Origin of the sequence: Aliinostoc sp. HNIBRCY26, from assembly GCF_050235535.1 — a bacterium.
Taxonomy (GTDB): Bacteria; Cyanobacteriota; Cyanobacteriia; order Cyanobacteriales; family Nostocaceae; genus Trichormus.
The window spans coordinates 733,238-759,714 of sequence record NZ_CP189852.1; the positions used below are offsets into that span (position 1 = coordinate 733,238).

Sequence of the window (26,477 nt, forward strand, 5' to 3'; positions counted from 1 at the left end):
AATCAGTCTATTCCTTTGAATTATTAAATTGAATGATGAAGATGAGAGCGATCGCCTCTTCATACCCCTAAACTGCTATTCTGTCCACAATAGTAATTAAACTCACCCACTTGGCAGTTAAATAAAAATCTATGCTTACCCAAGATAAACAACAACGTAACTGGAAACCCATCATTAAAGCATTCGAGGCCGTTCTAGGTACAAATGGCGTAGTGCAACGTCGTGAAGAACTTATCACTTATGAGTGTGATGGTTTAACTAGCTATCGTCAACGTCCTGCTGTGGCGGTGTTACCACGAACTACGGAACAGGTAGCGGCGGTAGTAAAGATATGCAACCAGTATGCTGTACCTTTCATCGCACGGGGTTCGGGAACGGGTTTATCTGGCGGCGCGTTACCTTCTGATGACTCGGTTTTAATTGTCACTTCTTTAATGCGCCAAATTCTGAATGTGGATTTAGATAATCAACGCATTGTAGTGCAACCAGGAGTAATTAACAGTTGGGTAACACAAACTGTCAGTGGTGCTGGATTTTACTACGCTCCCGACCCCTCCAGCCAAATTATCTGCTCAATTGGGGGGAATGTGGCGGAAAATTCTGGCGGGGTGCATTGCTTAAAGTATGGTGTCACTACTAACCATGTTTTAGGTTTAAAAATCGTCACACCGGAAGGGGAAATTGTTGATTTAGGGGGAGAAATTCCTGAAACTCCTGGTTATGATTTGACGGGTGTGTTTGTGGGTTCGGAAGGTACTTTGGGAATTGCTACTGAAATTACTCTGAGAATTCTGAAAAGTGCAGAATCAATTTGTGTACTGTTAGCAGATTTTACGACTGTAGAGGCTGCGGGGGAAACTGTTTCTGATATTATCAGTGCGGGGATAATTCCTGGCGGGATGGAGATGATGGATAATATTAGTATTAACGCTGTGGAAGATGTAGTTGCTACTAATTGTTATCCCCGTGATGCTACAGCTATTTTATTAGTTGAAATTGATGGTTTAGAAATCGAAGTTGCAGAAAATAAAAAGCGGGTTGCAGAAATTTGTAAAAAGAATGGAGCGCGTAACGTTACTTCTGCTAGTGACCCAGAAACACGATTGAAGCTGTGGAAAGGACGAAAAGCGGCGTTTGCGGCGGCGGGTCATTTAAGCCCGGATTATTATGTGCAGGATGGGGTAATTCCTCGGACGCAGTTACCTTATGTTTTACAAGAGATTGAAGCATTAAGCCAAAAATTTGGTTATCAGATTGCGAATGTCTTTCATGCTGGTGATGGTAATTTACATCCATTAATTTTGTTTGATAATGCTGTTCCTGGCGCGTTAGAAAAAGTTGAGGAGTTAGGCGGAGAAATTCTTAAACTTTGTGTCAAGGTTGGCGGTAGTATTTCTGGCGAACATGGTATAGGTGCCGATAAAAAATGCTATATGCCAGATATGTTTAGTAATACTGATTTGGAAACCATGCAGTGGGTAAGGCAAGTGTTTAATCCCCAAGGTTTAGCAAATCCTGGGAAGATATTCCCGACACCGCGCACTTGTGGAGAAGCTGCAAATCAAATGAATAATCAGCAGTTTGCTGGTGTAGACAGGTTTTGAAAAGATTGAAAATGTAGGGTGCGTCAGTGCTAGATAACCTAACTATACTCAGAAATTCTTCATACTGACGCACCCTACCAAACTCTACCAAACTACTTTAGTCCTTTGGGATTCAAGATAAAGGGCTAAAGCCCTTACTACAAACTATCTAAGTGTTCACTGTTAACTACTAAATAGTGAAATTCAAGCCAAGATATAAAGTGATAGATGTTGATTTGGCACTTTATATCTTGGCAGATTATTATGATATTTCTACATTATCCAGAAAAATTATGATTGATTCCGTATTGATAAATATCTCCACCCAACGAAGTCAAAACCACACATGAACCGGTTGGCGAAACTTTGTTTATTTTATTTGCTTTGTGTACAACTCATATTGTGCTTAACAATATTTTCAGATCCTTCATTATCTGACTATCAAGAAAAAAATAGCTTACCCACCACAACAGAAATTCGCGGGGTTTGGCTAACTAACGTTGCTAGCGGTGTGCTATTTGTCCCTTGGGGTATTGACCGTGCTATTAATCAATTATCGGCACTCAATTTTAATACGATTTATCCTGTAGTGTGGAATCGGGGCTATACTTTTTATAAAAGTAATGCAGCAAAATTATTTACTGGTAGTGATGTTGAACCTTTACTGAATACTGTACATGGCGGTCAGGATGTTTTAGCCAAGTTGTTGAAGTTAGCTAAATCTAAAAACTTGACTGTTATTCCCTGGTTTGAATATGGTTTGATGACTCCTGCTAATTCAGAACTCGTAAAACGTTATCCTGATTGGTTAACAACTGGAAAACAGGGTGAAAAAACTATTAGTGAAATGCTACCGGAAGAAATAAATAATGAGCCGACGAATAAATTAGCTTGGCTAAATCCACTGCATCCTGAAGTGCGAGAGTTTATTTTGTCATTAGTTACAGAAGTTGTCAGTAATTATGATGTAGATGGTATTCAATTTGATGATCATTTTGGAATGCCTGTGCAGTTTGGCTATGACCCTTTTACTGTTGAATTGTATCAAAGAGAAAATCAAGGTAAAAATCCACCCAGTGACCCTTTAAACCCAGAATGGATGAGTTGGCGTGCTAATAAAATTACTGGGTTTATGGCAGAGATTAATAAAGCTGTGAAGGAGATAAGACCCAATATTAAAATTTCTTTGTCTCCTAATGGACAAAATTTTTCTTATAAAAACTATTTACAAGATTGGGAAAGTTGGGTCAAAAAGGGTTTGATAGATGAGTTAATTTTACAAGTTTATCGTGGTGATAAAACTGGGTTTTTGGCTGAATTAGAAACACCATCTGTAAAATTTGCTCAAACTAAAATTCCTGTGGCAATTGGGATTTCTACAGGTACTTTAAGGAATCCAGTCAAGATTACACAGGTGCAATCACAAATAGAAGCTGTGCGCGATCGCCGATTTTTTGGTATGTCTTTTTTTTACTGGGAAAGTCTGTGGGGTTACATTAGCCCAGAATCACCCCAAACCCGCCGCAAAGTTTTCCGTGAGTTGTTTGCAGCTAAGGCTAATAGACCTTTGACGATAGGGAGGAAGTAGGGGAGACGAGGGAAGGAGGACAAGGTAGAAGAAGTGTTAACAGTTAATTGCTATTGACTAATGGCTATTGACTGTTCACTATGGACTATTGACTAATAACTATTGACTAAATAATGACTTCTGCCAAAACCCCGTTAAAATTTGTGTTGCTGTGGACTATTGCGACTTTTGGCGGTTTTTTGGTGAGTTTGTGTTGGATTGAAATTGGCAAACGGGCTGAGATTGGTGTATTACAAGCGGCGATGGGAGGAATTGCGATCGCTCTACCCCAAAGTCTCATCCTCAAAGAAAATATTTACACTATTAGATGGATTATCTTAACTATTACTGCTTGGGTAATACTCACCGTCATCGGTATGGGTGCATTCGGTTGGAGTGTGCCAGCATCGGAAATATTAGCTGTTAGGCTCTATTTTGGGGCATTACATGGAGCATTTGGTGGCTTTGCTATTGGGTTATCTCAATGGTTAACCATACGCAAGCCAAAACCGTGGGCTTGGCAATGGATGATAGTGAATTCTTTGTGTTGGGCTGTGGCCTTACCTGTTGGTTCGGCTGTGGGCATCATGTTACACCAATCAACCCGCTTGTTTCTAGCGGAAGTTATCGGTTTAGCTATCACTTGGCTAATTGTTGCTATCCTCACAGGCTTGAATATTCATAAATTAATCAGCGAGTGAAAGAAGGCAGGGGGCAAATCAATTCAAAATTCAAAATTTAAAATTTAAAATTTAAAATCCAAAATCCAAAATCCAAAATTGAATTGCCCGATGCGCCATTCTAATTTGTCTCCTGAATCTGCAACCTCACTGTATGTTCTGTTGCACCGCTTAATTGCACTTCCATAACTTCGCTACCTAAAGGTTCAATGCTACTGAGGAGCGATCGCAAATTGGGTGTACTTGCGCCAGTATCTACATATAATCTATCTGCTAAGTTACTGATTCGCTTCCAAGTCATGTATAACTTGGCAATGGTTTGTTCTATTTGGGATGCCTGATTGACTAAATCAGCCGCCACACTTAAACAACCAACCCTTTGGGCTTCTTCTAAAGCAGTTTCAATATCGACATCATTATCTGTTAAAGCTTGCACTTGGGCAGCCGATTTTAGATATTTGGCTAACTGACGGGCTTCTGTCGTTACCTGCTTGAGAGTATCGACATCAGGATTAGCCGCAATTTCCTTTTGAATAAACTTTTGATGCTGTTCGGGCAGTTTTTCCATTTCCTTCACTAGAGGGGCAATGTAGCGCGGAGGAAGGGAATTTTCGGCAGCTTTGACTTTGACGGGTTCTGGTAATAAGTCCGACGACATTGCTGTCCATTCATCCGTGAGTTGACGGACTTCGCGCCTAGTGATGCGATCGCCTTTACTCGCCGCTTCACTCACCATTTGTTGCACCTCTGGGGAAGCTTTCGAGGTTTCCACAAAGGCGCGTTTGCTGAAATTATTCACAGCACTGGGTTCTAGCTTGCCCTCTTCCAAGAGAGTATCAGCACTATTAGCTAATTGAATCCAGGCGTAGGCTTGACTTTTACTGATTTCCCGTTGCTTAAGCCAGTTGAGAAAACCAGTACCACGGCCATCACCGCCTTTTTTTTCTCTATCCCGAATTGCCCTTAAGATGCGTCCCCGCCAAATTTCCGTTTGCAAGTCAAAGCGATCGCACACCTGCCAAGCTATATCCAACTGCTGTTGGAAATCTGACTCTGGAATCTGTTCGTCTTCGGGATCGGGCAGTTCAAAGGTAAGATCCGCAGGCTGTTGCAGTGCAGCAGCGAGGTCATTGATATTATCCGTTGATTGCACAGTTGGTAAATTATCACTCTAGCGATCGGCTTATTATTACACAAACTGGGGACAATGACTCAAGTGAGTGCTGAGTAATGAGTGCTGAGTGATGAGTTGTGAGTGCTGAGTGATAAGTGGTGAGTTGTGAGTAATGAGTGATGAGTGGTGAGTTGTGAGTAATGAGTTATGAATTGTGAGTGATGGCTAGATAAAGAACTTAACCACTCTTGGCTAGCACAAGGCAAAATAAAGACAGTAAGAGCGATGTGAACGCCATCCCGCCAATGAGTTACTGTCTTAATCCCCGTTGTCCCAAGCCGGAAAATTCTGATGATGTCAAGTTTTGCTTGAGTTGTGGTTCTAAATTACTGCTCAAAGAACGCTACCGCGCGATTAAACCCATCGGACAAGGTGGTTTTGGCAGAACTTTCTTGGCTGTAGATGAAGATAAACCCTCGAAACCACATTGTGTAATTAAGCAATTTTACCCCCAAGCCCAAGGGACAAACACAGTCCAAAAGGCGGTGGAGTTATTTACCCAAGAAGCGGTACAGTTAGACGAACTAGGTAAACATCCGCAAATTCCTGAACTTTTGGCATACTTTACCCAAGAAGATCGCCAGTATTTAGTACAAGAATTTATTAATGGGGCAAACTTAGCCCAGGAATTAGCAAATAAAGGTGCGTTCAACGAAACCCAGATTCGACAATTACTCAGCGACTTATTGAATGTATTGCAATTTTGCCATGCTAGACAGGTAATTCACCGCGATATTAAACCTGAAAATATTATTTTACGTAGTAGTGATCATAAATTAGTTTTAGTAGATTTTGGAGCTGCTAAATCTGCAACTGGCACAGCTTTAAATAGAACTGGTACTAGTATCGGCAGTCCTGAATATGTTGCACCAGAACAAATGAGAGGAAGGGCTACTTTTGCCAGTGATATTTATAGTTTAGGGGCGACTTGTATTCATTTATTAACCGGGCGATCGCCGTTTGATTCCTATGATACCAATAATGACACTTGGCTTTGGCAGCAATACTTAAAAGTACCCATCAGCAATAGTTTAACTAATATTCTTAACAAAATGTTAGCAAGCATTCCTGCCAGACGCTATCAAACAGTAGATGCAGTTTTGCAAGATTTAAATCAACCTGGTGCCAATGCTGCGATCGCCAGCCAACCGCAAAATCAAACATCACCGACTTTACCGCCTACTTATATTAGTCCTACACCGAGTCAAGTTGACTTAGAACTAGAGCAATTAAAAACACAGTTTCTCCCTGGTGGCAAATCCAAACCTCAAAACAATCAGCCGCGACCTACAACGAATACATCGACTAATCAAAGTGAAATTGATAAAGAACTAGAAGAATTAAAAGCTAAATATATGGGGAATAATAATCCATAAGATTTATGAGAAAACCTGACATCAAAAGTCTATATTACATCACTCATATTGAAAATCTGCCATCAATTCTGCAAAGAGGTATTTTATCCCATAAAAAAGTTGAAGAATTAGCAGTTTCATCTATACCTATTTACGATTTTGGGATTGTGAGCAAACGAAAAGATAAATCTACACCGACAAATAGTAGTTTATGGGAGTATGCCAACTTATATTTTCAGCCACGTAACCCAATGATGTATCGGGTAGTTCATGAAAAAGACAAGCGAGATATTGCTGTTGTTGGAGTTAAACCAGATGTCTTGGGAGCAACAGGAGCATTTATTACTGATGGTAATGCGGCCAATGACCCAACACAATTTTTCTCTATTCCAGAAGGTTTAGTCACTTTACAAAAACAATGGAAAATCATTCAAAATGAGTGGTGGAATGAGTTAGATGGTTCAAAACGTAAAATCATGGCTGAGTGTTTAGTCCCTAATCAAATTAGTCCGGAACTTGTACATTCAGTTTTTGTTGCAGATTATAAAACTAAAGAGCGAGTAGAAAAACTAATAGGTGCAGCTAAAATTCCTGTGATTCCTGAACCTAATATGTTCTTTCAACCTATATTTGCTAGTAGAATTGGTAGGAATATTTCCTTAATTGATGGAGATATGTTTTTTTCTAATATGCAAACTTTGACCATTAGTGTGAATCTTCAGGGTATTATGGGCAAGGGATTAGCATCACGAGCAAAATATCAGTTTCCTGATGTATATGTAGTTTATCAAGATGCTTGTCGAAATAAACAAATGACTGCGACAAAACCGTATCTTTACAAACGGGAAGCATCATTAGATCAAGAACTGGCTGATTTAAGTCTGCCGCTTGTAACAGCTAATTCTATCAAGTGGTTTTTGTTATTTGCTACTAAAAGACAATGGCGGGAAAATTCTCGCTTAGATGATATTGAAGGCGGTTTAGATTGGGTAAGTAAAAACTATCAAGAATGTGGGATTCAATCTTTAGCCATGCCAGCTTTAGGTTGTGGTTTAGGGAACTTGAGTTGGGCTGAAGTAGGGCCAATCATGTGTCGTTATTTAAATGATATAGGAATTCCCGTGGCAATATATCTTCCTAGAGAAAACCAAATAGATGCTCAATATTTAACTAATGATTATTTGCTGCATTAATCATAAAAAAGTGGCTCTAAAATGTTAGAGCCACTTTTAAATCAGTTCAGGATTGAAAGGGTGACAAACTTACTTTTTAGCTTCAGTAATAGGAACCCATTCAGTGTGGAATGCACCAGCTTTATCGGTACGTAAGTAGGTGTGCGCGCCGAAGTAGTCGCGTTGTGCTTGGGTGAGGTTTTGGGGTAGGCGATCGCGGCGATAGCTGTCAAAATAATCCAAGGACGCGCTAAATGCAGGCACAGGGATACCAAGTTTGGCAGCTGTGATAATTACTTCCCGCCAAGCTGCTTGTCTATCAAGAATTGTTTGCTTAAATTCAGGAGCAAGTAACAAGTTAGGCAATGCAGGATTTTCGTTAAATGCCTTCTTAATCTTATTCAAGAAGCCAGCGCGAATAATACAACCACCTTTCCAAATCCGCGCCAATTCGCTCAGATTCAAATTCCAGTTAAATGTTGCTGAAGCTGTAGATAGCAGTGCCATCCCTTGAGCGTAGGAGCAAATCTTGGAGCAGTACAGCGCATCGCGGACTTTGTTGATAAAGTCTTTGGTAGCACCGTCATACTTACCACTGGGGCCTGTCAACTGCTTAGATGCCGCAATCCGTTCATCGCGAATGGAAGAGATAATCCGTGCATTTACGGCTGCTGTAATGGTAGGGATAGAAACGCCCAATTCTAAAGCTGTTTGTACAGTCCAGCGTCCAGTACCCTTTTGACCTGCTGCGTCAACAATCAAATCTACTAGGGGTAGTTTGGTGTCGGGGTCAACGTAGGGGAAGATATTAGCTGTAATCTCAATCAAGAAAGAATTGAGTTCGTCGGTGGTGTTCCACTCAGCAAATACTTCATGTAGTTGCTGTGCGCTTAGTCCACCAGCATTTTTCAGCAAATCGTAGGCTTCTGCAATTAACTGCATATCGCCGTACTCAATACCGTTGTGTACCATCTTGACATAGTGACCAGAACCACCGGGGCCAACGTAGGTTACACAAGGGCCATCATCAACTTGAGCCGCAATTTTGTTGAAAATTGGGGACAGATACTCATAAGAACTTTGTGTACCACCAGGCATCAGTGAAGGGCCATTGAGCGCGCCTTCTTCACCACCACTGACACCCATACCCAGAAAGCGTAAACCAACGGGTTCTAATTCTTGAGTACGTCTTTGGGTATCTTCAAACCAAGAGTTACCACCGTCAATAATGATATCGCCTTCATCGAGCAGGGGTTTTAGTTGCTGAATGACTGCGTCAACTGGTTTACCAGCTTGCACCATCACTAGAATCTTGCGGGGACGTTCTAGAGCGGCAACAAATTCTTCTAAGGTAAAAGCAGCTTTAACATTGCGGCCTCCGGCACGCTGTGCCATGAAAGCATCGGTTTTTTCTCTGGAGCGATTATAAACTGCAATTGGGAAGCCATTACGCTCAACGTTTAGAGCGATGTTCTCGCCCATAACGGCTAAACCAATCACACCAAAGCTTTGTAGTGTCATAAACTATGTTTGGCTAACTCTTGCAGGTTCTTTCATCTTTAAGGGTAGTCTGAGTTCTTCTCTTCTCCCCTAAAGAAGACATTAAGAGTTAATCTAAACAATAAAAGCTCACTAGTAACACAGTTAAATAGTTTTAATTTGTATCTAAGTCAACAATTAATTTGTAAAATTTGCTTTTATTAGGGACTGGGGACTGGTGATTGGGGATTGGGGACTGGGGACTGGGGACTGGGTAATAGGGAATGGGGAATAGAGAATAGGGAATAGGGAAACACCCGCCCAATATCCAATGCCCCATGCCCAATGCCCCATGCCCAATCCCCGATCCCCAGTCCCCAATACCTAGTCCCTAGTAAAAGGAGTAAGCAAAAATGCTGGCAAATGTCCTAGCTTTGGTGGTTGGCCTTGGTAGTTTAGCCCTCTACATATCAGCTTTCTTTTTTCCAGAAATCCACCGCAAGAATGATTTTATTTGGAGTGGTGTGGGATTATTCTACGCCCTAGTTTTATGGGTGTTTGCTCCTCGCATTTCTGGAGGTTTGCTATTGGGTCATGTGGCTAGCGTGGCTCTTTTGGTGTGGTTTGGCTGGCAAACTCTTTCTTTGCGTCGTCAGGTAACTCCCTTACTACAACAAACTCCAGTTCCCAGTTCAGAAGCGGTGAAAACCAAACTCCAGGAACAGACTAATAAGTTGTCTTTACCCCAACCTTTGGCGCAATTGCAGCAAACTGTCAGTGGTTTTTTCGGTGGGTTGAAAAACCGCACTCAACAACCGACTACCCCAAAAACCCCAACTCCAGAGCCAGAAACCACAACAAAACCTGCTGTGGAGATTATCGACAATACAGAAACACCAACCCAAGTGCCTGTTACTACTACTGAACCTGAATCCCCAACTGTCGCCGCAGAACAGCCTACAGAAGTAGCGGCGACAACTGAAACAGAACCTCAAACTGAAACCGTACCCGAAGTAATTCCACCCCATCCCCCATCCCCAGAACTGGTGGAAGCTGCTCAACCACATAATGAGGCTGAGGAGAAAACACCAATTCCTGTAGAGGAAATTGCCCCAGATGCGGTGTTAGCTCCCCCAGCCGAAGCCCCACCAGGAGCCGTCCCACCAGATAATCAGACTAGTTGATATAGCGAAACCCAACATCTAGGTTCATGTTGGGTTTTATTTTTATAATTAGGAATAAAAATTAGGTTCTGGCAGCTCATTATTTAATGCCCAGTTTCCTATATCTCGAATTTTATAATCAACTGGATCATGGAGTGTGAATGTGCGAAGATTACGCCAATAACGGTCAAAACCATATTTTGTGTTGGTAGCGCGTGCGCCCATAACTTCAAAAATTCGATTGGTAATATCTAAACCGACTCTAGTGGCGACGACTTTAGCTGTGGCAATTAAAAGCGCACATTCCCCTCGTTGTGCTGCGGTAAGTGACCATTCCTCATCCCAAGCCGCTTGTAGTAATTCTCCCGCTTGTTCAACTAAACATTTGGCTGTTTGCAGATCAGTCCATATTGTTCCGTAGTGTTCAAGGATATAAGGGTCTTTAGTTGCACTCTCCACCCCTGAAGTTAGCCAAGGTTTGGTATTTGTCAGGGTATAGGTTTTAGCAGCCTCAAATGCTCCCTGTGCAATTCCCAAATAAATATTAGCAAGATTCAATTGAGTTAAGCAGGCACGAATAGTAGTAAAAGGTTTACTTGGTTTATTTCTCACACCCAAAATTTCCTCTGGGTAAACCAATACATTTTCAAATGTCACGCTACCACTATCTGTTTGCCGTTGTCCCATGTTATCCCAATCATGATTAACAGTAACACCTGACCTTGAGGTAGGAATTACCAAAATCATCAATTCACCAGTTTCTTGATGAATAGCGGTGATGGGTAATATATCAGAATCATGAGAGCCTGAACAAAAACTTTTGACTCCGTTCAGTCGAAAATAATTATTTTCTGGTGTAAGAATATTTCTTTTATCTAAAGGATTCAGGGCATTGCACCAAAACCAATTGTGGCGAATAGTCTCTAAGTAGTATCGTTGTTTCTGCTCGTCCGAGCCAAAAATATGGGGAATGACTACACCTAAATGATGGTAGGAAAAGACATGAGCAATGGAACTATCAACTTTGGCAAACTCGCGGGTAATTTGCAAAACAGTAATCCAGCTTTCTCCTAAGCCGCCGTATTCTTTAGGAATGATCAGTTTCAGTAAATTGCTCTCACGTAAGCGATCGCGCTCATGTTTTGGCGTTCCACCTTTAGCATCACGCGCTACAGCAGTTTGGGCAAATTCCTCTGCTAAAGATTTAGCTATATCAAGATAACGTTGAGACTCTTTAGTGTCAATTAATTGCATAACTTGCCACTTCTCCCATTGACCGTGTTGCCATGAGTAACTATAAATTCTGGCTAAAAAATTTTAATCTACAGTATTTAGATTAAGTTACTGTAATATTTGCATATCATGGCATAGGATGAATAATAAAGCAAGTTCAAATCAAATAATTTCTCCTCAAAGTTATAGATTTTTAATACAGTCTAATAAGCAGCAAGAAAATTTTATATAAAATATCTTATCACTTGTGTTTACTAATTATATATGTGATATTTTTAGGTTAAATACGACAATCTACTTAAAGTTAATAGATGTTTAGTACTTTAAAAGCATAAATTCAGATTATTCTGTAATATTGCCATTTTTGTTTACAGAGACATAGATATGATCTAGGCAGATATAACAGCTATTGCCAAGATTTTATTTGTGTGAAAAAGGCAATTTTTGCTGGCAATATGCAGCTTATAACCTAGAAATTCACTGATGTAACCAAAAGGAGAGCAATATTAGTGAAAATCTTTGTGCTTTAGAGTTATTCAACATTAAGCAATGTGAGTCATCAGTATAGAGCTTGACGAGTCGCTCAATATTTGATGACTGACGATAAATTTTTGCACCCGAAAATATGAGGAGTAATTGGAATATTCAAGGGTTCATTTCATCATTTAGCCATAGAGTCAATAATTTTGAGTGCTACTTTGTTAGGCAGCACATCAGCATATGCTCAGAACCTAGATTTAGAAACTGTGGTGGGAACACCAAGCAATGCAGCAAATGCGATCGCCTCAGATACTGATCAGATGTCTCAGGTAACATCTGTATCACAATTTTCAGATGTGCAACCAACCGATTGGGCATTTAGTGCCTTACAGTCTTTAGTTGAACGTTATGGGTGTATTGCAGGCTATTTAGATAGCACCTATCGAGGAAACCGCGCCATTACTCGCTATGAGTTTGCGGCTGGTTTAAATACTTGTCTATCTAGAATTAATGAGCTAATCGCCACAGCCACATCTGAGTTAGTTACGAGAGAAGACTTAACGACTCTCCAACGACTACAGCAAGAATTCGCCTCTGAGTTAGCAACTTTGCGGGGTCGCGTTGATACTTTAGAAGCTAGGACTGCTGAACTAGAAGCCAATCAATTTTCCACAACTACCAAATTATTTGGAGAAGCCATATTTGCAGTTACAGATGCCTTTAGTGGTTCGGTGGATAGTAGCAATACAGTTTTTCAAAATCGAGTCCGCCTGGTTTTCAAAAGTAGTTTTACAGGTAAAGACACTCTCAACGTCCGTTTAACGACTGGAAATGCTAATACCTTGAGGCTGCCAGATGGTACAGCCGAAGGACTACAAACTTTTAATCTTTCTCCAGGTAATAACAATGTGGGTCTTGATTGGCTAGCTTATTACTTTCCTGTTGGCGATAACATAGAGGCTTATATCGGAGTAGTTAACGGAGTCTTCTTTGATTTTGTGCCAACAATGAGTCCTGATCTTGATAGTGCCACCGGAGGCAGTCGCGCATTAACAGAATTTGCTTCCTCTAGTCCGATTTATCGGATTGGTGGCGGTGCAGGCGGAGGCTTCAATTATCGGTTTAGTGACAAATTAACTTTGAGTTTGGGTTACTTAGCCGGAGATCATGCCAGTCCTCAAGCAGACAGTGGTTTTTTGAATGGTCAATATAGTGCATTTGGACAATTAGCTTGGAACCCCAACAATAACTCTGGGATTGCTTTTACCTATGTCAATGCCTATCAAAACCGAGGAGCAATCTTTGACTTGGGTAGTGGTTTTACACTGGTCGGGACTCAACAAGCCAACACTCCATTTGAACGAATGATTACTAATTCCTACGGAGTACAAGCTTTTTATAGATTTAGTCCGCGATTTGCCGTGAATGGCTTCTTTGGCTACACTAACGCCAAAAATCTTGTAGGTAGTGGTAGTGCAGATATTTGGTACTACGCTTTAGGCTTGGCATTCCCAGATTTAGGCAAACAAGGCAATCTTGGAGGCATTGTTGTAGGTGCAGAACCTTATCGGGGTGGAAATCCTGCACCTGCTGATGATTTATCCTTGCATATTGAAGGTTTTTACAAATATCGGCTGACCGATAACATTGCCATTACTCCGGGCGTGATTTGGATTACAGCCCCTGGTCAAAACAATGATAATCAAGATGCAATAATTGGTACTGTCAGAACCACCTTTACTTTCTAGATAGTTTCAGCAACGTTACAAATTGTGGCGTTGCTGTTCAAAAATGGGAATTAGCTATGCCAAAAACTCTCTAACTGTTAACAGAACAGAGAGAGTAAGTAGCCGTCATGAACTGCGTACACCAAAATTAACGACCTTCGTGATTCAAACTCAGTGGCTGTTGTTCTTGAACTAGGGTTGCCGTATCTTGCCATAGTCCTAAACCGTCGTACAATCCTGGGGCCATTAAGAATACTTGAACCCAAAGAATATTAAACCACCAGTACAGCCCTTGGATAATATTTTCTTGACCTACTAGAGATACTGTTACCCAATACAACAAGACCGAAACAATCAAACTAGTAATAGTTGCAACTACGCCTTTTGTGGGCTGTGATAATTCCGTGAATGGCCACATATTAAATTGCCACAGCAAGCCTAAACCAACTGTTGTCCAAATTGCTGCAAAAGTTGGGCCTGTGGTTGTCGTTAACAAATCCATTCCTAGCTGTTTGAGAAACAACGCAGTAATTAAAGTGAGAAACAAAACAACACCTGTATGTAGTAACCCTAAACGGGGCATTCCTAGTTCTAGTTTATTTAACGGCCAGCGTTCAAAGAAACTACCAAATACTGTTGAACAAGGATACCAATACCAAGGAAAGTAAAAGGGTGAAAGTCCCCAAATTTGGGGCAGAAAGGTAAGAGCGGGAGCAATAAAGAATACAGCAAAAAAGATATTGAGAAATCCGCTAATTGGATGCCAATCCCGTACTTCTTTTGTAGTGACAATAGTGTTGTCAAAGAAGAACAGACTCAGAGCCGCAGTAATGATTGCTGTTTGTCCCCACAAACCTACAGATGTGTCAGTGAGACTAGCTTTAGCAAAGATAAATTTCCACACTTCTCCAGTTAGATACACTAGTGCCAATAGCACTAATAAATTCACCGTTCCGCGTCCGAATCTTGTGGAAGAAAAACGAGAGCCTGGATAGCCATTGAGGGAAAAACCGAGATGCCACCACCAGACAAAACAGATAGTGATGTAAGTCAATTTAGTCGCTACAGGCATCTGAAGAATTTGACCAAAGATGAGTTCAAAAAGGTAGCTAATAACAGCAATTACAGGAATAAACAACAGTCCCTTAAATGGTTGGCTTTTCCAAGTGCTTCGCTTTTGCTGGGGATGTGCAAAGCTCATAGTGTTAACATCTCATCATTGTTAGATTGTTCAAGGGCAAAGCGTTCGAGTCAAACCTCTTTTTGCTTTACCCTTTTAGAGAATCCAGAGTAACTATTACAGCCAAGGATGGCGGGGAGGATAAACACCATTGAGGAAGTAGTTACCAACGGCGTAATACTTCCAACGCACGGGATCGTGGAGTGTATGCGCTCTAGCATTACGCCAATGGCGATTGTAGTTGAATTCCTCCAAGGTGGATTTAGTACCAGCTAATTCAAATAACTTGTTGGTAGCAAGTAATGAGGCTTCGGTGGCTAAGGCTTTGGCTTCCGCAACCGCGATTGATGCTTCTACTACTTTGGGTTCTTCTAAACCTGATTCGTTGGCTATGTCAATAAATTCACCTGCGCGTCGCAGCAAGGCTTCCGCAGCATGAACCTGAATTTGGACGTTACCTAAGTTGTAGAGGGTGAGGGGGTCTTCGTAGCCTTTTTCTAAATTGCTATCAACCCAAGGACGGGTATGATTGCGGACAAAGTAAATGGTGTCACGAACTGCGGCTTTAGCAATACCCACATCGACAGCAGCTTGAATGATTTGGGCGATCGCACCCATTGGTGTAGCGCGCTCAAATGCTAAATAATGGGGAATGACGTGTTCTGCTTTGACTTTGACATTTTCAATGATGGTTGTACCACTAGCCGTGGTACGCTGTCCGAAGCTAGTCCAATCATCAAGCAAAGTGAGTCCTTCAGCGTCTCGTTCCACGAATGCTACGACTGTTTTACCGTCTGGATTACTGGCGATGACGGGAACCCAATGGGCTAATAATGCACCCGCCGAATAGTATTTGCGGCCGTTGAGTACATAGTCAGAGCCATCTGGCTGCAATTTGGTTTGGATATCAGTTACTGATTTTGTTCCAATTTCCGAGAAGGCGTTACCGAATCGCTTACCTTGGAGAACTAAATCAAAGAAGAATTGTTTTTGTTGATGCGTACCATCCAAACGAATGGCTTCCACCATATAGAGGTGATTTTGGGGAATTTGCCCCAGGCTAGAGTCAGCTTCGGAGATAATTTTGATTACTTCTGCTAAGGTGGCGGTAGAGACAAAAGCACCACCGTATTCTTTCGGAACTGTAATTCCCCACAATCCACTTTGAGAGAACTTCTGCACCTCTTCGGCAGGTAAACGCCGAGTTTGGTCGCGTTCTGAATCACCTTTAGCAAATTCAGCCGCCAATTCATGAGCGATAGCGATCGCTTCTTGGTCGTTCTGAATAATGTGCGCTTTTTGTTCAGTATTTATAATTGATGTCATAGTACAACTCCTTTCTAGATATAGATTCAAAACCGGACTTGTTAACTCTGAAATTGCCGTTGGGCTTGAGATTCCAAAACTTTGTTGTAGCGTTTGAGATCGAATTCCATTGCCACAATCGCTACTATTGAGTGAATAGCATTGAGTGAGCGATCGCTGATTGTAGAATATGAAATCCAGCTCTGATTCAGAGATTGACGCAGAGATAATTACAGTGCATTAGTATAGTGACTAGTAATTTGCCAAGGCTTTGTTATCTGCTACTCAGCAGAGGGGTAGAGGAGAAAGGAGTTATTAGCACCCTGCTCCTTTACCAGACTCCACCCAGTAATTTTGGCTTGGTGAACTACTAGAGTGAAGTGAAGCGATTTTTGTAGTGTGAATATGCAGAGAAAGCTGACTGGAACTTTAGCCGGAAAAGTGATCATATCTGAATTTCTGTGTGGGAACTACCTCTGCATTAGCCATGAATTAGCAGCCCTCATCCACAAAAACCGCTTCTTGAAAGTTTTATATTTAGTCTGCATCATCGCAGTGGGCTAGACAGCCCACTCCACAAAAGCTAAATGTGTTTTAGCTGATTAATCTAGACTCCTACTAACTCATCAGCCGTCCGACGATGTGCTTTAAGTTCGCGCACAATCGGAATTACCGTCCGACCAAATGCTGGTAAATCATCTGAATAGTGTAAGAAACCGCCAAGAATTAAATCAACTCCCGCTTCATAAAATTGGCGAATCTTTTCAGCTACCTGCTCTGGTGTACCAATCAAGCCTGAACGGAAGCCGTCGTTATACTGTACTAAGTCTTCAAAATTGGAATTCGCCCACATCCCCTGACGTTCACGGGTTGAAGCCCCTGCGTTTTTCACAGCTTCGCCAAATCCTTTAACGGCTTCTACATCCGCTTGAGCAATGATTTCGCGCAATACTTCATGGGCTTCGGCTTCTGTTTCTCGGACAATGATGAAGGCATTCAAACCAAACTTGATGGTGCGTCCAGCTTCACGCGCTAATGCGGATACCTCTGCAATCTGCTCGCGCACACCTTCCATAGTATTGCCATTCATAAAATACCAATCAGATACGCGGCCAGCCATACGTCTGGCGGCTTTGGAGTTACCACCTTGGAAGATTTCTGGGTGTGGTTGACTAATTGGTCTAGGCTTCACCCAACCACCGTTAATGCGGTAGAAGTCGCCTTTAAAATGGAACTCGTCTTCTGTCCACAAACCTTTGAGAACACGGATAAATTCCTCCGAACGCCGATAGCGTTCGTCGTGGTCTAGCCAAGGTTCACCATAAATAGTGAATTCATCTTTGAACCAGCCGCTAACTATATTCAAAGCAAACCGACCGTTGGAAAGAAAATCAATACTGGAACCAATTTTTGCCACTACTCCTGGATGCCATAATCCAGGGTGAACTGCTGCTATTAACTTGATTTTATTGGTAACTGGAGCTAGGGCTGATACAGTTGTCAATGCCTCTAGTTGGTACTCAGCACCATAACTAGCAATAAATCGAGCTTGGGCTAGAGCATATTCAAACCCAACCTCTTCGGCGGTTTGCGCTATTTGAGTGTTGTAATCGTAAGTCCAGTTTGTGCGTTGGGGGATTTTACTTACCACTAATCCACCGCTAACGTTGGGAATCCAGTATGCGAACTTAATATCAGCCATAATTGTGTGTTTGTAAGGGAAACTTTTTGGCTATGGGTCTGATTGTTGCTTGTGATTATTTTTCATCACTTACAACGCAGCCAAAACTGCATACGGCAAAATTCTCATCAGAATTAAGGCTTGATAGTGCCTAGAAACTAGTCTGAATCCCTCAAATAGAGATTCTCAGATTCTATGCTGGAATTATACTATAATCCGACCGAATTACCGTATTTATGAATAAGTCAGACTTTATCACGACACCTTCTCAGATGCTGTGACTCGATATACTTAAATTTCATTTCCATATTCCATTTTGGAATACTTCTGAATACGTGATGAATCATCCTGAGACAAAATTGGGATGGGTAGTATGGAGAATCTCGAAATAGCGTGATTTTCTATGGGTTCTGCCTAAAATCCCCAATGGGTGTAATGTAGGGAAAGGCAGCAAAAATTAAGAAATTTAACTATTATCGCTACTATTCCACCTGGTAATAAGTGACTACTCTCTATCGCCGAAATAAATGTGGTAGTGTGAGATAATAAAATACGGTAAATACGTGTGATTACCGTATTGTGGTCGCGGTTTCCTCAAAAAAGGTACTGGAAAAGAATTTATGCCACTTCAGTTTGGAATTTGGTCTCCTGTCTGTGGGGGATGGTTGCGAGTCATCAATCATGAGGCGAATTTATCTACCCAAGATTTAGTCAAGTTGGCAGTTGAAGCGGATGAGTTAGGTTATGACTTTTATTACATCCCGGAACATTATTTAAATGCGGTTCACGGGCCTAGCTATGATGTTGCTGACGCTTGGATTACAGCAGCTTTAGCCAGTTTAAACACTAAGAGGATAAAGATTGTAGCAGCTGTACAGCCTGGGTTTAAACTGCCAGCAGTGATTGCTAAACTGAGTGCAAACATCCAAAATCAACTGAGTCAAGGCAGATTTGCGCTGAGTGGAATTGCAGGTTGGTGGAAATTAGAAGTAGAAAGCTATGGAGATATCTGGCTACCTCACAGTGAGCGATATGCCAGATTAGAAGAATATATTGATGTCATCAAGGGGCTGTGGACAGTTGAAGATTTTAATTATGATGGCAAATATTACACTATCAATGGTGGTATTCTCACAGATAAGCCCACACCAACACCCCCAATTTTCATTGCTGGAGAATCAGAACGTGCAATTAATTTAGCAGCTAGTAAGGGAGATTATTTGTTTATCAATGCGGATGCGCCGGAAAAAACAGCCGCATTGGTGGAGAGAGTGAAACGGTTGGCTAGCGATCGCTATCAACGTCAGATTAAAGTAGCTATGAGTGCTTTTGCGATCGTTGGTGAACATACTGCTAAGGCTGAGGCGAGATTAGAGGCTATTTATCGTTCTGCGGATCAGCAGCAGATCAAATACTTTCAAGAGCAAATTGATCCTAATACCAATTTAATATGAAGCTGCATATAAAAGAGCTTCTAAAATAAAGTCATAAGAAGACACAGACATGACTTGTTCAAAAGTTAATTGGTCAAATAGCTGCTGAATGCGCTCACGTAAATCTTGTAAAGAAGAGAAAAGTACATTTTTGAGAGATTTTTTGAGAAATTGCCAAAGCCTCTCGATGGGATTAAGTTCGGGAGAATGAGATGGTTGTAGTAGAGGAATAATATTGTCTGGCCAACGAATCGTAGAACTAGTATGGGCAGGAGCTTGATCAATCTGTAAAATGGCGTAATCGGAGCCTAATTGTTCAGATAGCCAGTCTAAAAACTGCTGAAAATAGTCGCCATTGAGTTTGGGGTATTCATGCTGGAAATGCTTTCCAGTCAACGGTTCAATTGCACCATAAATCCAAAAATTTTCCCGCAGCCATTTCACCTCAACAGTAGGTTTAACTCCTCTAGCTGTAATTACTTTGCCTGTGAGGGTTTTGAGTCCCACTCTCGTTTCATCTTGACACAGGTAGCGCACAGTTTTACCTGGTGCTAGCAGTTGTTCGAGACTAACTATCAGCACACCGAGTTTTTTTTAAATTCGGCTCTGAGTTTTTCATCCTGCTGATAGCTTTGGGGTCGTGGTACTTTGAGTTTCGCTCCTAAACGATATCTCACCCAGTCATAGACTGTTCCATACTCGATATCCAATCCATGTTTGAGTTTCAACCACTCGACTATTGCTCTGTAACTGCTAAATCCTTCTCCTGTTTCCAACTCTTGCTTTAATGAAGCGATCGCCTCTTCAGTAATTTTTCGTTTTGCCCCTGGTGCTTTCTTCACTGCTAATAACTCAGACAATCCACCCCCTCTATACCTCTGTAACCATCTCGTCACCGTCGAAGTATCTCTGGCCAAGCGTTTTCCAATTTCTTGCTGCTCCTTTACCTGCCCACTCTTGAGCCACCACAACATCTGTAGCTTTTCTTTTTGGCTACCTTCACTGGCTGTTTGCAGGCGTTTTTTGAGTTCTTCTTCGCTCTCCACGATTTCTATCTTAAACGGGCGGCTCATAGGTCTGAGGACTTATCACATTTACCTCCCCCTATTATATGCAACTTCATATTAAATTGGTATAACGTAGTTGCTCATAACAAACTCGATATCAGTCAAACCATCGAGGCTAATCTCGGTTTATCGGCTCAACTTGTTGGCGATCGCGCTACTATTATTCAACGTCTGCAAGAATACGAAGCCATTGGTATTGACTTAATCATCCTGAAATTTGAATCTATGTTGGAAGATACTATTCGCTTCCATAAATTAGTTATTGCTGAATATGTACAGCAGAAAGTTTTAATTTCATCATAATTCATAATCTTACTTTACCGAATCTCAGCTAATTATGAATAAGAGTAAAATTGAAGATATCACCATAAATCACCTCAAAATTTTAAAAGCGGTAGATGAATGTGGTAGCTTTTCTAAAGCAGCCCAAAAATTGGGGTATAGTCAGGGATTAATTAGCAAAAAGGTAAAGCAAGCAGAGGATTATTTTGGGGTGACTCTCCTGAATCGTTCTCCCGGTTCTGTATGCTTGACGAGTAAGGGTAAGAAATTGATTTCCCAGACACTGAATGTTGTCAAAACTGTAGAAAATCTGCGAGAGGAATTTCAAGCAACATTTAGTGCTGAAGGTGAGGATTTGATTTTGGGGGCTACGAGTTTAATCCTGGAGGTATGGCTAAAACAGCATTTACAGCGATTCCAGCTTTGTTTTCCAGGACGAAACATCAAAGCGATCGCAGTGAAAGATAGCAGATTTTTTGCTAATTCTCAACTTTTAAAAATAGATGTTTTGCTCAACAGTTGTTCTGGATATAAGGAGGAACATCACTGTACTAGATTAACAACCCATAAAATGCTTTTAGTCTCATTTGGAGGGCATAAATATTTAGATAATCATCAATTGATTAACATAGATGATATTTATATAGATGATATTTTACTTTTAGAGGAAGTTCATAAGGAACTATCTAAAAATAGCTTTTTGATGGAAAAATTAAGTAGTGTAAAAATTGTCAAAAATTATGAGGAGTTGCTTGACTATGCTGTCAGCAATCAAAAATTAACAATTTTACCTGACTTCTGTCGATCTGATCTTACATCTAAATATCAAGTAGTAGTGATTCCCATTGAAGATATTCATGACTATGGTATTTATATCCATGTACCTCGTTTTAGCGAGTTGTTAATATCTGCTGAAGGATTAGTCAGAAGTTTCAGACTGGATCAAGACAACTTAGAAAGTTTACCTCATGTAAATATAATCATAGCTAGCTATGATGCTAAAGAGGAAAATGTGCTGAGGCTGGGTATTCAAAGTGATTCAATCGGACAGTTTGTCGCTGGATATCTTACTAAGCATATTTTTGATTTACAAAAGTCATCATCATTACTAGAACAACCTAAACTCAAAAATATTGAAATTAATCGAGATTTTGATTTACAAATTCTCCCGTTTACATCTGGTAAAGAAATGAACCGACAGATGAAACGCCAAGAACTAGATATTTGTATTTTAGACGATATTTCTCTCTTAAATAATGGTAGTCAGTTTTTTGATGACTTGAGTTTTGGCTCGAAATTGATTGGAATTGCTTCTTATAATCTTTTGGGACAGGATATCAATATTATTATCCATAAGGATTCGCCTATAAATAGTATTGATGATCTCAAAGGGAAAAGGATTGCTACATTATTTGGATCTCATGCTCACAGATTTATCATTACTCTTTTTGACCTCTATAATATGGATGTCAATAAAGATTGTAGATTAGTGGATGAAGATCCTCGCGAAGCTAGCAAGAGTCTAGCAGACAAAAGCATAGATGCTTACGTATGCTGTTATACCTTTGCCTCAATTTTAGAAGGATATGCTTTTGTTAAAAAGCTCTCTTTATCTCAAACAGTGAGTTTAAATATTCCATCTATCAGAGGGATTGTTTGTCGTTCGCAGTTTATTAAAGAAAATCCTAAACTGGTTATTGCTTATTTACATGATTTACTAGTTACTAATTATTGGTTTAATGCTTCTCCCTATCAGGCAAAAGACTTATTAAGTAAAGCAATTAACATCAGGCAAAGCCAAGTAAATCAGTTTTTTAATCCTGTATTTGGTAATCGTATTGATCCGACACTCAAACCTCAGTGGTCTTGGCTGCTCAAAACTTTAAATCGGAGATTGGAAGGAAAATATGGTATTTCACTGTTTGATGTAGATTTTTGGATTGATGATTATTTTTTGCGACTTGTCTATAATTTACTGAATTTAGATTATCATTTTCATCAGGTTTCTTTTTCCAGCGAATTCTCAAATAGCTATTTTGTAGAAGAACAATTTAGCCGACATATGAAAGTTCTCTATGAGAATTATGATGTATCGCTGCAAGGAGATGATGTCAGTTATACGACAATATAGTTTGATTGGCATTATTGTGATAGCTGTAATGACTTCATTCATCAAAGAGATTGCACTACTCTTGCGCTAGCCTGTTTCCAGAAAAGAACTCAGGAAAGCTATCTCGGATGGAAATCCCTAATCTGTGACTTCCTGCCATCTTCTATAATTGATAGAACCTGTACACATAAAACTTAGGCATGAAGCTGTGACAGAACCTGGAAGCTACAAAGATACCGTAAATTTACCGAAGACTAGTTTTGATATGCGGGCGAACGCTATCAAGCGTGAACCTGAGATACAGAAGTTTTGGGAAGAAAATCAAATTTTTGAGAGCCTGTCGCAAAATAACCCAGGCGAATTATTTATACTGCACGATGGGCCTCCCTACGCTAATGGCTCACTTCATATTGGTCATGCCTTAAATAAAATTCTCAAAGATATTATTAATCGCTACCAACTGCTACAAGGACGGAAGGTGCGCTATGTGGCTGGTTGGGATTGTCATGGCTTGCCAATTGAGTTGAAGGTTTTACAAAATCTCAGGTCGGCAGAACGGCAAAATTTAACACCTCTGCAATTACGGCAAAAGGCGAAGGAATTTGCTTTGGCGGCGGTTGATGACCAGCGCAAGAGTTTTAAACGCTATGGGGTTTGGGGTGACTGGGATAATCCTTATTTGACGCTGAAGCCGGAATATGAGGCGGCGCAAATTGGGGTGTTTGGCCAGATGTATTTAAAAGGTTACATCTATCGGGGTTTGAAGCCAGTTCACTGGAGTCCTAGTTCTAAGACGGCTTTGGCTGAGGCGGAGTTGGAATATCCTGAAGGTCATACTTCCAGAAGTATTTATGCGGCTTTTCCGGTGACGGGGTTGGCTGAGGCGGTTAAGTCTGTTTTGGGTGAGTATTTGCCTGATTTGGGTGTGGCTGTCTGGACTACCACTCCCTGGACTATTCCCGGTAACTTGGCTGTGGCGGTGAATGGGGATTTGAATTATGCGGTTGTGGAGGTTTCACGCAGAGACGGAGAGACGCAAAGTAATTTCAAATACCTGATTGTGGCGGCGGAGTTGGTGGAACGGTTGGCTGCTACTATTTCGGCTGAGTTGACAGTGAAAACTACATTCAAAGGGAAAGATTTAGAACATAGTACTTACCGACATCCTTTGTTTGACCGGGAAAGTCCGGTGGTCGTGGGCGGTGATTATATCACCACTGAATCGGGTACTGGGTTGGTGCATACTGCGCCTGGTCATGGTCAAGAAGACTACATTGTCGGTTTGCGTTATGGTCTGCCGATTCTTGCGCCTGTGGATGATAATGGCAACTTTACCGAGGAAGCGGGAGAGTTTGCTGGGTTGAATGTCTTGGGTGATGGGAATCAGGCGGTCATTGATGCGTTGACGGCTGCGGGTTCGCTGTTGAAGGAGGAGGCTTACGCGCATAAGTATCCTTACGACTGGCGGACGAAGAAGCCGACGATTTTCCGCGCAACTGAACAGTGGTTTGCTTCGGTGGCTGGATTTCGGGAGGAAGCATTAAAGGCGATCGCATCTGTAAAATGGATACCAGCCCAAGGTGAAAATCGCATCACGCCAATGGTGGCGGAACGTTCTGATTGGTGTATCTCTCGTCAGCGTTCTTGGGGTGTGCCAATTCCGGTATTCTATGATGAGGAAACTGGCGAACCACTGCTGAATGAGGAAACGATTAATCATGTGCAAGCTATCATTGCCGAAAAGGGTTCTGATGCTTGGTGGGAACTGTCGGTAGAGGAATTATTACCAGAGTCCTACAGAAACAATGGTCGGTCTTACCGTCGCGGGACTGACACAATGGATGTGTGGTTTGATTCTGGTTCGTCTTGGGCTGCTGTAGTGAAGCAGCGTGCAGAGTTACGCTACCCTGCTGATATGTATTTGGAAGGTTCAGACCAGCATCGCGGCTGGTTTCAGTCGAGTTTGCTGACTAGTGTGGCAGTAAATGGCATTGCACCTTATAAAACTGTGTTAACTCACGGCTTTGTTTTAGATGAACAAGGTCGCAAGATGAGTAAATCAGTGGGGAATGTGGTAGACCCACAGGTGATGATTCTGGGTGGAAAAGACCAGAAGAAAGAACCTCCCTATGGTGCGGATGTGTTGCGGTTGTGGGTGTCGTCGGTTGATTACACGGCTGATGTGCGCTTGGGTGGCAATATCATTAAGCAACTCAACGATGTGCGCGGTAAGATTCGCAATACAGCGCGGTTTTTGTTGGGTAGTTTGCATGATTTTGACCCCGAAAAAGATGCTGTACCCTTTGAGGAATTACCGCAGTTAGATAAATATATGCTGCACCGCATCCGGGAAGTGTTTCAAGAAGTAACAGAAGCTTTTGAAAGTTTCCAATTCTTCCGGTTCTTCCAAACTGTACAGAATTTCTGTGTGGTGGATTTATCTAACTTCTATTTAGATGTAGCGAAAGACAGGCTGTACATCAGTGCGCCGAATTCTTTCCGCCGTCGCAGTTGTCAGACAGTGATACATATCGCTTTAGAAAATTTAGCACGAGCGATCGCACCTGTTTTATGTCACACTGCGGAAGATATCTGGCAGTATCTCCCCTACAAAACACCCTACAAATCAGTGTTTCAAGCTGGTTGGGTGAAACTAGAGGATAAATGGGATAATCCAGACTTAGGGGAATTTTGGGAGACTCTGCGTTCACTCCGCACCGACGTTAACAAAGTTTTAGAACAAGCCAGGATAGAAAAAATGATTGGTTCTTCCCTGGAAGCTAAAGCTTTGATTCATATCCCGCATAAACAGTTAGGTGATGCTATCAAAGCCTTTAACCCCAGCAAGGGTAACGGTATTGATGAACTGCGGTATTTATTGCTGACATCTCAAGTGGAAGTATTAGATTCACCGGAAAAATTGCAAGGATTAAAATACACCGCGCAAACCGTAGACTGGCAAATTGGCGTAGTGAATGCAGACGGCGAAAAATGCGATCGCTGCTGGAACTACTCAACTCATGTGGGAGAATCACAAGAGCATCCTTTATTGTGCGAAAGGTGTGTTTCCGCCTTAGTTGGTGAGTTTTAAAACAGGTTTAACATGAATGTAGGGACGTTTGATCAAACGTCTCTACATTTATTTAGGAACTTATATTTTCCAAGATGATGAACACCCAATCACCTGTAACCACAGACTTCTTAGGAATGGTGTTGAAAATGCAACCAAACATCATCGTAAGTGACGAGCAACTTTTTGATTTCTGTCAAGTAAACCGTGATTTTCGCATTGAACGTAATCACCAGGGAGAATTATTGATTATGCCCCCCACAGGCTCAGAAACAGATGAACGCAATTTTAATTTAATTGTCCAGTTAGGTATTTGGACAAAGCAAGATGGTACAGGTGTAGGTTTTGGTTCTAGCGGTGGTTTTACCTTACCTAACGGTGCAGTGCGTTCTCCTGATGCAGCCTGGATAAAAAAAGCCAGATGGGAAACAATACCTCTAGAACAAAGAAAGAGGTTTGCACCTATTTGTCCTGAATTTGTAGTGGAATTGCGTTCAGAGACAGATAATTTGAAGACATTACAAGAAAAAATGGCAGAATATATAGCTAATGGTACAGAATTAGGTTGGTTAATCGATAGAAAACAACAAAAAGTATTTATTTATCGTCCTGAAAAAGCTGTAGAAGAATTAGATAACCCTTCGACATTAAGCGGTGAAGATATATTACCAGGATTTGTTTTAGATTTAAGTCAAATTTGGTAGGCAAATAATATTCTAAATTAGATTTTCTTCCC

The 26,477-nt window shown here is 41.2% G+C and carries 20 protein-coding genes; 12 read left to right on the top strand and 8 right to left on the bottom strand.

The features are described from left to right. Positions 1–131: 131 nt before the first annotated feature. The 3 genes from glcD (at position 132) to ACQFX9_RS03130 (ending at position 3,851) form a co-directional block, all read left to right on the top strand. Positions 132–1,604, top strand: a complete 1,473-nt coding sequence (gene glcD / locus ACQFX9_RS03120; RefSeq protein WP_427160659.1) for a glycolate oxidase subunit GlcD — start codon at positions 132–134, stop codon at positions 1,602–1,604. A gap of 325 nt (positions 1,605–1,929) precedes the next feature. Beyond that, positions 1,930–3,171, top strand: coding sequence for a glycoside hydrolase family 10 protein (locus ACQFX9_RS03125; protein WP_427160660.1), 1,242 nt, complete (start codon positions 1,930–1,932; stop codon positions 3,169–3,171). Positions 3,172–3,284: 113 nt separating this feature from the next. After that, complete coding sequence (locus tag ACQFX9_RS03130; RefSeq protein ID WP_427160661.1) at positions 3,285–3,851, top strand: hypothetical protein; 567 nt, start codon at positions 3,285–3,287, stop codon at positions 3,849–3,851. Between the two features lie 100 nt (positions 3,852–3,951). Here ACQFX9_RS03130 and ACQFX9_RS03135 read toward each other — a convergent pair whose 3' ends face one another. Continuing rightward, on the bottom strand, positions 3,952–4,983 hold the full coding sequence (locus tag ACQFX9_RS03135; RefSeq protein WP_427160662.1) for a hypothetical protein: 1,032 nt from the start codon (positions 4,981–4,983) through the stop codon (positions 3,952–3,954). A gap of 266 nt (positions 4,984–5,249) precedes the next feature. Here ACQFX9_RS03135 and ACQFX9_RS03140 point away from each other — a divergent pair, with 266 nt between their 5' ends. Both ACQFX9_RS03140 and ACQFX9_RS03145 read left to right on the top strand, forming a co-directional pair. After that, entirely contained in the window at positions 5,250–6,380 is a 1,131-nt protein-coding gene (locus ACQFX9_RS03140) for a protein kinase domain-containing protein (RefSeq protein WP_427162780.1), read from the top strand. Positions 6,381–6,385: 5 nt separating this feature from the next. After that, positions 6,386–7,552 carry a DarT ssDNA thymidine ADP-ribosyltransferase family protein gene (locus tag ACQFX9_RS03145; RefSeq protein ID WP_427160663.1) on the top strand — a complete coding sequence of 389 codons (1,167 nt, stop codon included), beginning with the start codon at positions 6,386–6,388 and terminating at the stop codon, positions 7,550–7,552. A gap of 69 nt (positions 7,553–7,621) precedes the next feature. Here ACQFX9_RS03145 and gndA read toward each other — a convergent pair whose 3' ends face one another. Beyond that, positions 7,622–9,052 carry an NADP-dependent phosphogluconate dehydrogenase gene (gndA, locus tag ACQFX9_RS03150; RefSeq protein WP_427160664.1) on the bottom strand — a complete coding sequence of 477 codons (1,431 nt, stop codon included), beginning with the start codon at positions 9,050–9,052 and terminating at the stop codon, positions 7,622–7,624. A gap of 371 nt (positions 9,053–9,423) precedes the next feature. Here gndA and ACQFX9_RS03155 point away from each other — a divergent pair, with 371 nt between their 5' ends. Then, a complete protein-coding gene (locus ACQFX9_RS03155; protein WP_427160665.1) occupies positions 9,424–10,194 on the top strand; it encodes a Ycf66 family protein in 771 nt (256 codons plus the stop codon). Positions 10,195–10,242: 48 nt separating this feature from the next. Here the strand turns inward: ACQFX9_RS03155 and ACQFX9_RS03160 are convergent, their stop codons facing one another. Further along, positions 10,243–11,427 carry an acyl-CoA dehydrogenase family protein gene (locus ACQFX9_RS03160; RefSeq protein ID WP_427160666.1) on the bottom strand — a complete coding sequence of 395 codons (1,185 nt, stop codon included), beginning with the start codon at positions 11,425–11,427 and terminating at the stop codon, positions 10,243–10,245. A 665-nt stretch (positions 11,428–12,092) separates the two neighbouring features. Here ACQFX9_RS03160 and ACQFX9_RS03165 point away from each other — a divergent pair. Then, the gene (locus tag ACQFX9_RS03165) at positions 12,093–13,634 is read left to right on the top strand and encodes an iron uptake porin (RefSeq protein WP_427160667.1); all 1,542 of its coding nucleotides are present in this window, start codon (positions 12,093–12,095) and stop codon (positions 13,632–13,634) included. Between the two features lie 127 nt (positions 13,635–13,761). Here ACQFX9_RS03165 and ACQFX9_RS03170 read toward each other — a convergent pair whose 3' ends face one another. The 3 genes from ACQFX9_RS03170 to sfnG all read right to left on the bottom strand — a co-directional run bounded on the left by ACQFX9_RS03170 (position 13,762) and on the right by sfnG (position 17,800). After that, a complete protein-coding gene (locus ACQFX9_RS03170; RefSeq protein WP_427160668.1) occupies positions 13,762–14,814 on the bottom strand; it encodes a hypothetical protein in 1,053 nt (350 codons plus the stop codon). Positions 14,815–14,910: 96 nt separating this feature from the next. After that, a complete protein-coding gene (locus ACQFX9_RS03175; protein ID WP_427160669.1) occupies positions 14,911–16,119 on the bottom strand; it encodes an SfnB family sulfur acquisition oxidoreductase in 1,209 nt (402 codons plus the stop codon). A 586-nt stretch (positions 16,120–16,705) separates the two neighbouring features. Further along, complete coding sequence (sfnG, locus tag ACQFX9_RS03180; protein ID WP_427160670.1) at positions 16,706–17,800, bottom strand: dimethylsulfone monooxygenase SfnG; 1,095 nt, start codon at positions 17,798–17,800, stop codon at positions 16,706–16,708. Between the two features lie 599 nt (positions 17,801–18,399). Between sfnG and ACQFX9_RS03185 the strand changes: the two genes are divergently transcribed. Further along, entirely contained in the window at positions 18,400–19,233 is an 834-nt protein-coding gene (locus ACQFX9_RS03185; protein ID WP_427160671.1) for an LLM class flavin-dependent oxidoreductase, read from the top strand. Here ACQFX9_RS03185 and ACQFX9_RS03190 read toward each other — a convergent pair. Together ACQFX9_RS03190 and ACQFX9_RS03195 are read right to left on the bottom strand one after the other, a co-directional pair. Then, a complete protein-coding gene (locus ACQFX9_RS03190; protein ID WP_427156769.1) occupies positions 19,225–19,794 on the bottom strand; it encodes an IS630 family transposase in 570 nt (189 codons plus the stop codon). The genes ACQFX9_RS03185 and ACQFX9_RS03190 overlap by 9 nt on opposite strands. Next, a complete protein-coding gene (locus ACQFX9_RS03195; protein WP_427160672.1) occupies positions 19,788–20,258 on the bottom strand; it encodes a helix-turn-helix domain-containing protein in 471 nt (156 codons plus the stop codon). The genes ACQFX9_RS03190 and ACQFX9_RS03195 overlap by 7 nt, the downstream gene beginning before the upstream one ends. Between ACQFX9_RS03195 and ACQFX9_RS03200 the strand changes: the two genes are divergently transcribed. The 4 genes from ACQFX9_RS03200 (at position 20,223) to ACQFX9_RS03215 (ending at position 26,445) form a co-directional block, all read left to right on the top strand. Continuing rightward, entirely contained in the window at positions 20,223–20,582 is a 360-nt protein-coding gene (locus ACQFX9_RS03200; protein ID WP_427160673.1) for a hypothetical protein, read from the top strand. The two genes, ACQFX9_RS03195 and ACQFX9_RS03200, sit on opposite strands and share 36 nt — an antisense overlap. Positions 20,583–20,616: 34 nt before the next feature. After that, positions 20,617–22,692, top strand: coding sequence for a LysR family transcriptional regulator (locus ACQFX9_RS03205; RefSeq protein ID WP_427160674.1), 2,076 nt, complete (start codon positions 20,617–20,619; stop codon positions 22,690–22,692). A gap of 187 nt (positions 22,693–22,879) precedes the next feature. Then, a complete protein-coding gene (gene ileS / locus ACQFX9_RS03210) occupies positions 22,880–25,762 on the top strand; it encodes an isoleucine--tRNA ligase (protein WP_427160675.1) in 2,883 nt (960 codons plus the stop codon). Positions 25,763–25,839: 77 nt separating this feature from the next. Continuing rightward, a complete protein-coding gene (locus ACQFX9_RS03215) occupies positions 25,840–26,445 on the top strand; it encodes a Uma2 family endonuclease (RefSeq protein WP_427162781.1) in 606 nt (201 codons plus the stop codon). The last annotated feature ends 32 nt before the right edge of the window (positions 26,446–26,477 follow it).

Coding starts and splice junctions, on each gene's coding strand:
- glcD (WP_427160659.1), top strand. CDS start 132: ATGCTTACCCAAGATAAACAACAACGTAACTGGAAACCCATCATTAAA.
- ACQFX9_RS03125 (WP_427160660.1), top strand. CDS start 1,930: ATGAACCGGTTGGCGAAACTTTGTTTATTTTATTTGCTTTGTGTACAA.
- ACQFX9_RS03130 (WP_427160661.1), top strand. CDS start 3,285: ATGACTTCTGCCAAAACCCCGTTAAAATTTGTGTTGCTGTGGACTATT.
- ACQFX9_RS03140 (WP_427162780.1), top strand. CDS start 5,250: ATGAGTTACTGTCTTAATCCCCGTTGTCCCAAGCCGGAAAATTCTGAT.
- ACQFX9_RS03145 (WP_427160663.1), top strand. CDS start 6,386: ATGAGAAAACCTGACATCAAAAGTCTATATTACATCACTCATATTGAA.
- gndA (WP_427160664.1), bottom strand. CDS start 9,052: ATGACACTACAAAGCTTTGGTGTGATTGGTTTAGCCGTTATGGGCGAG.
- ACQFX9_RS03155 (WP_427160665.1), top strand. CDS start 9,424: ATGCTGGCAAATGTCCTAGCTTTGGTGGTTGGCCTTGGTAGTTTAGCC.
- ACQFX9_RS03160 (WP_427160666.1), bottom strand. CDS start 11,427: ATGCAATTAATTGACACTAAAGAGTCTCAACGTTATCTTGATATAGCT.
- ACQFX9_RS03170 (WP_427160668.1), bottom strand. CDS start 14,814: ATGAGCTTTGCACATCCCCAGCAAAAGCGAAGCACTTGGAAAAGCCAA.
- ACQFX9_RS03175 (WP_427160669.1), bottom strand. CDS start 16,119: ATGACATCAATTATAAATACTGAACAAAAAGCGCACATTATTCAGAAC.
- sfnG (WP_427160670.1), bottom strand. CDS start 17,800: ATGGCTGATATTAAGTTCGCATACTGGATTCCCAACGTTAGCGGTGGA.
- ACQFX9_RS03185 (WP_427160671.1), top strand. CDS start 18,400: ATGCCACTTCAGTTTGGAATTTGGTCTCCTGTCTGTGGGGGATGGTTG.
- ACQFX9_RS03205 (WP_427160674.1), top strand. CDS start 20,617: ATGAATAAGAGTAAAATTGAAGATATCACCATAAATCACCTCAAAATT.
- ACQFX9_RS03215 (WP_427162781.1), top strand. CDS start 25,840: ATGAACACCCAATCACCTGTAACCACAGACTTCTTAGGAATGGTGTTG.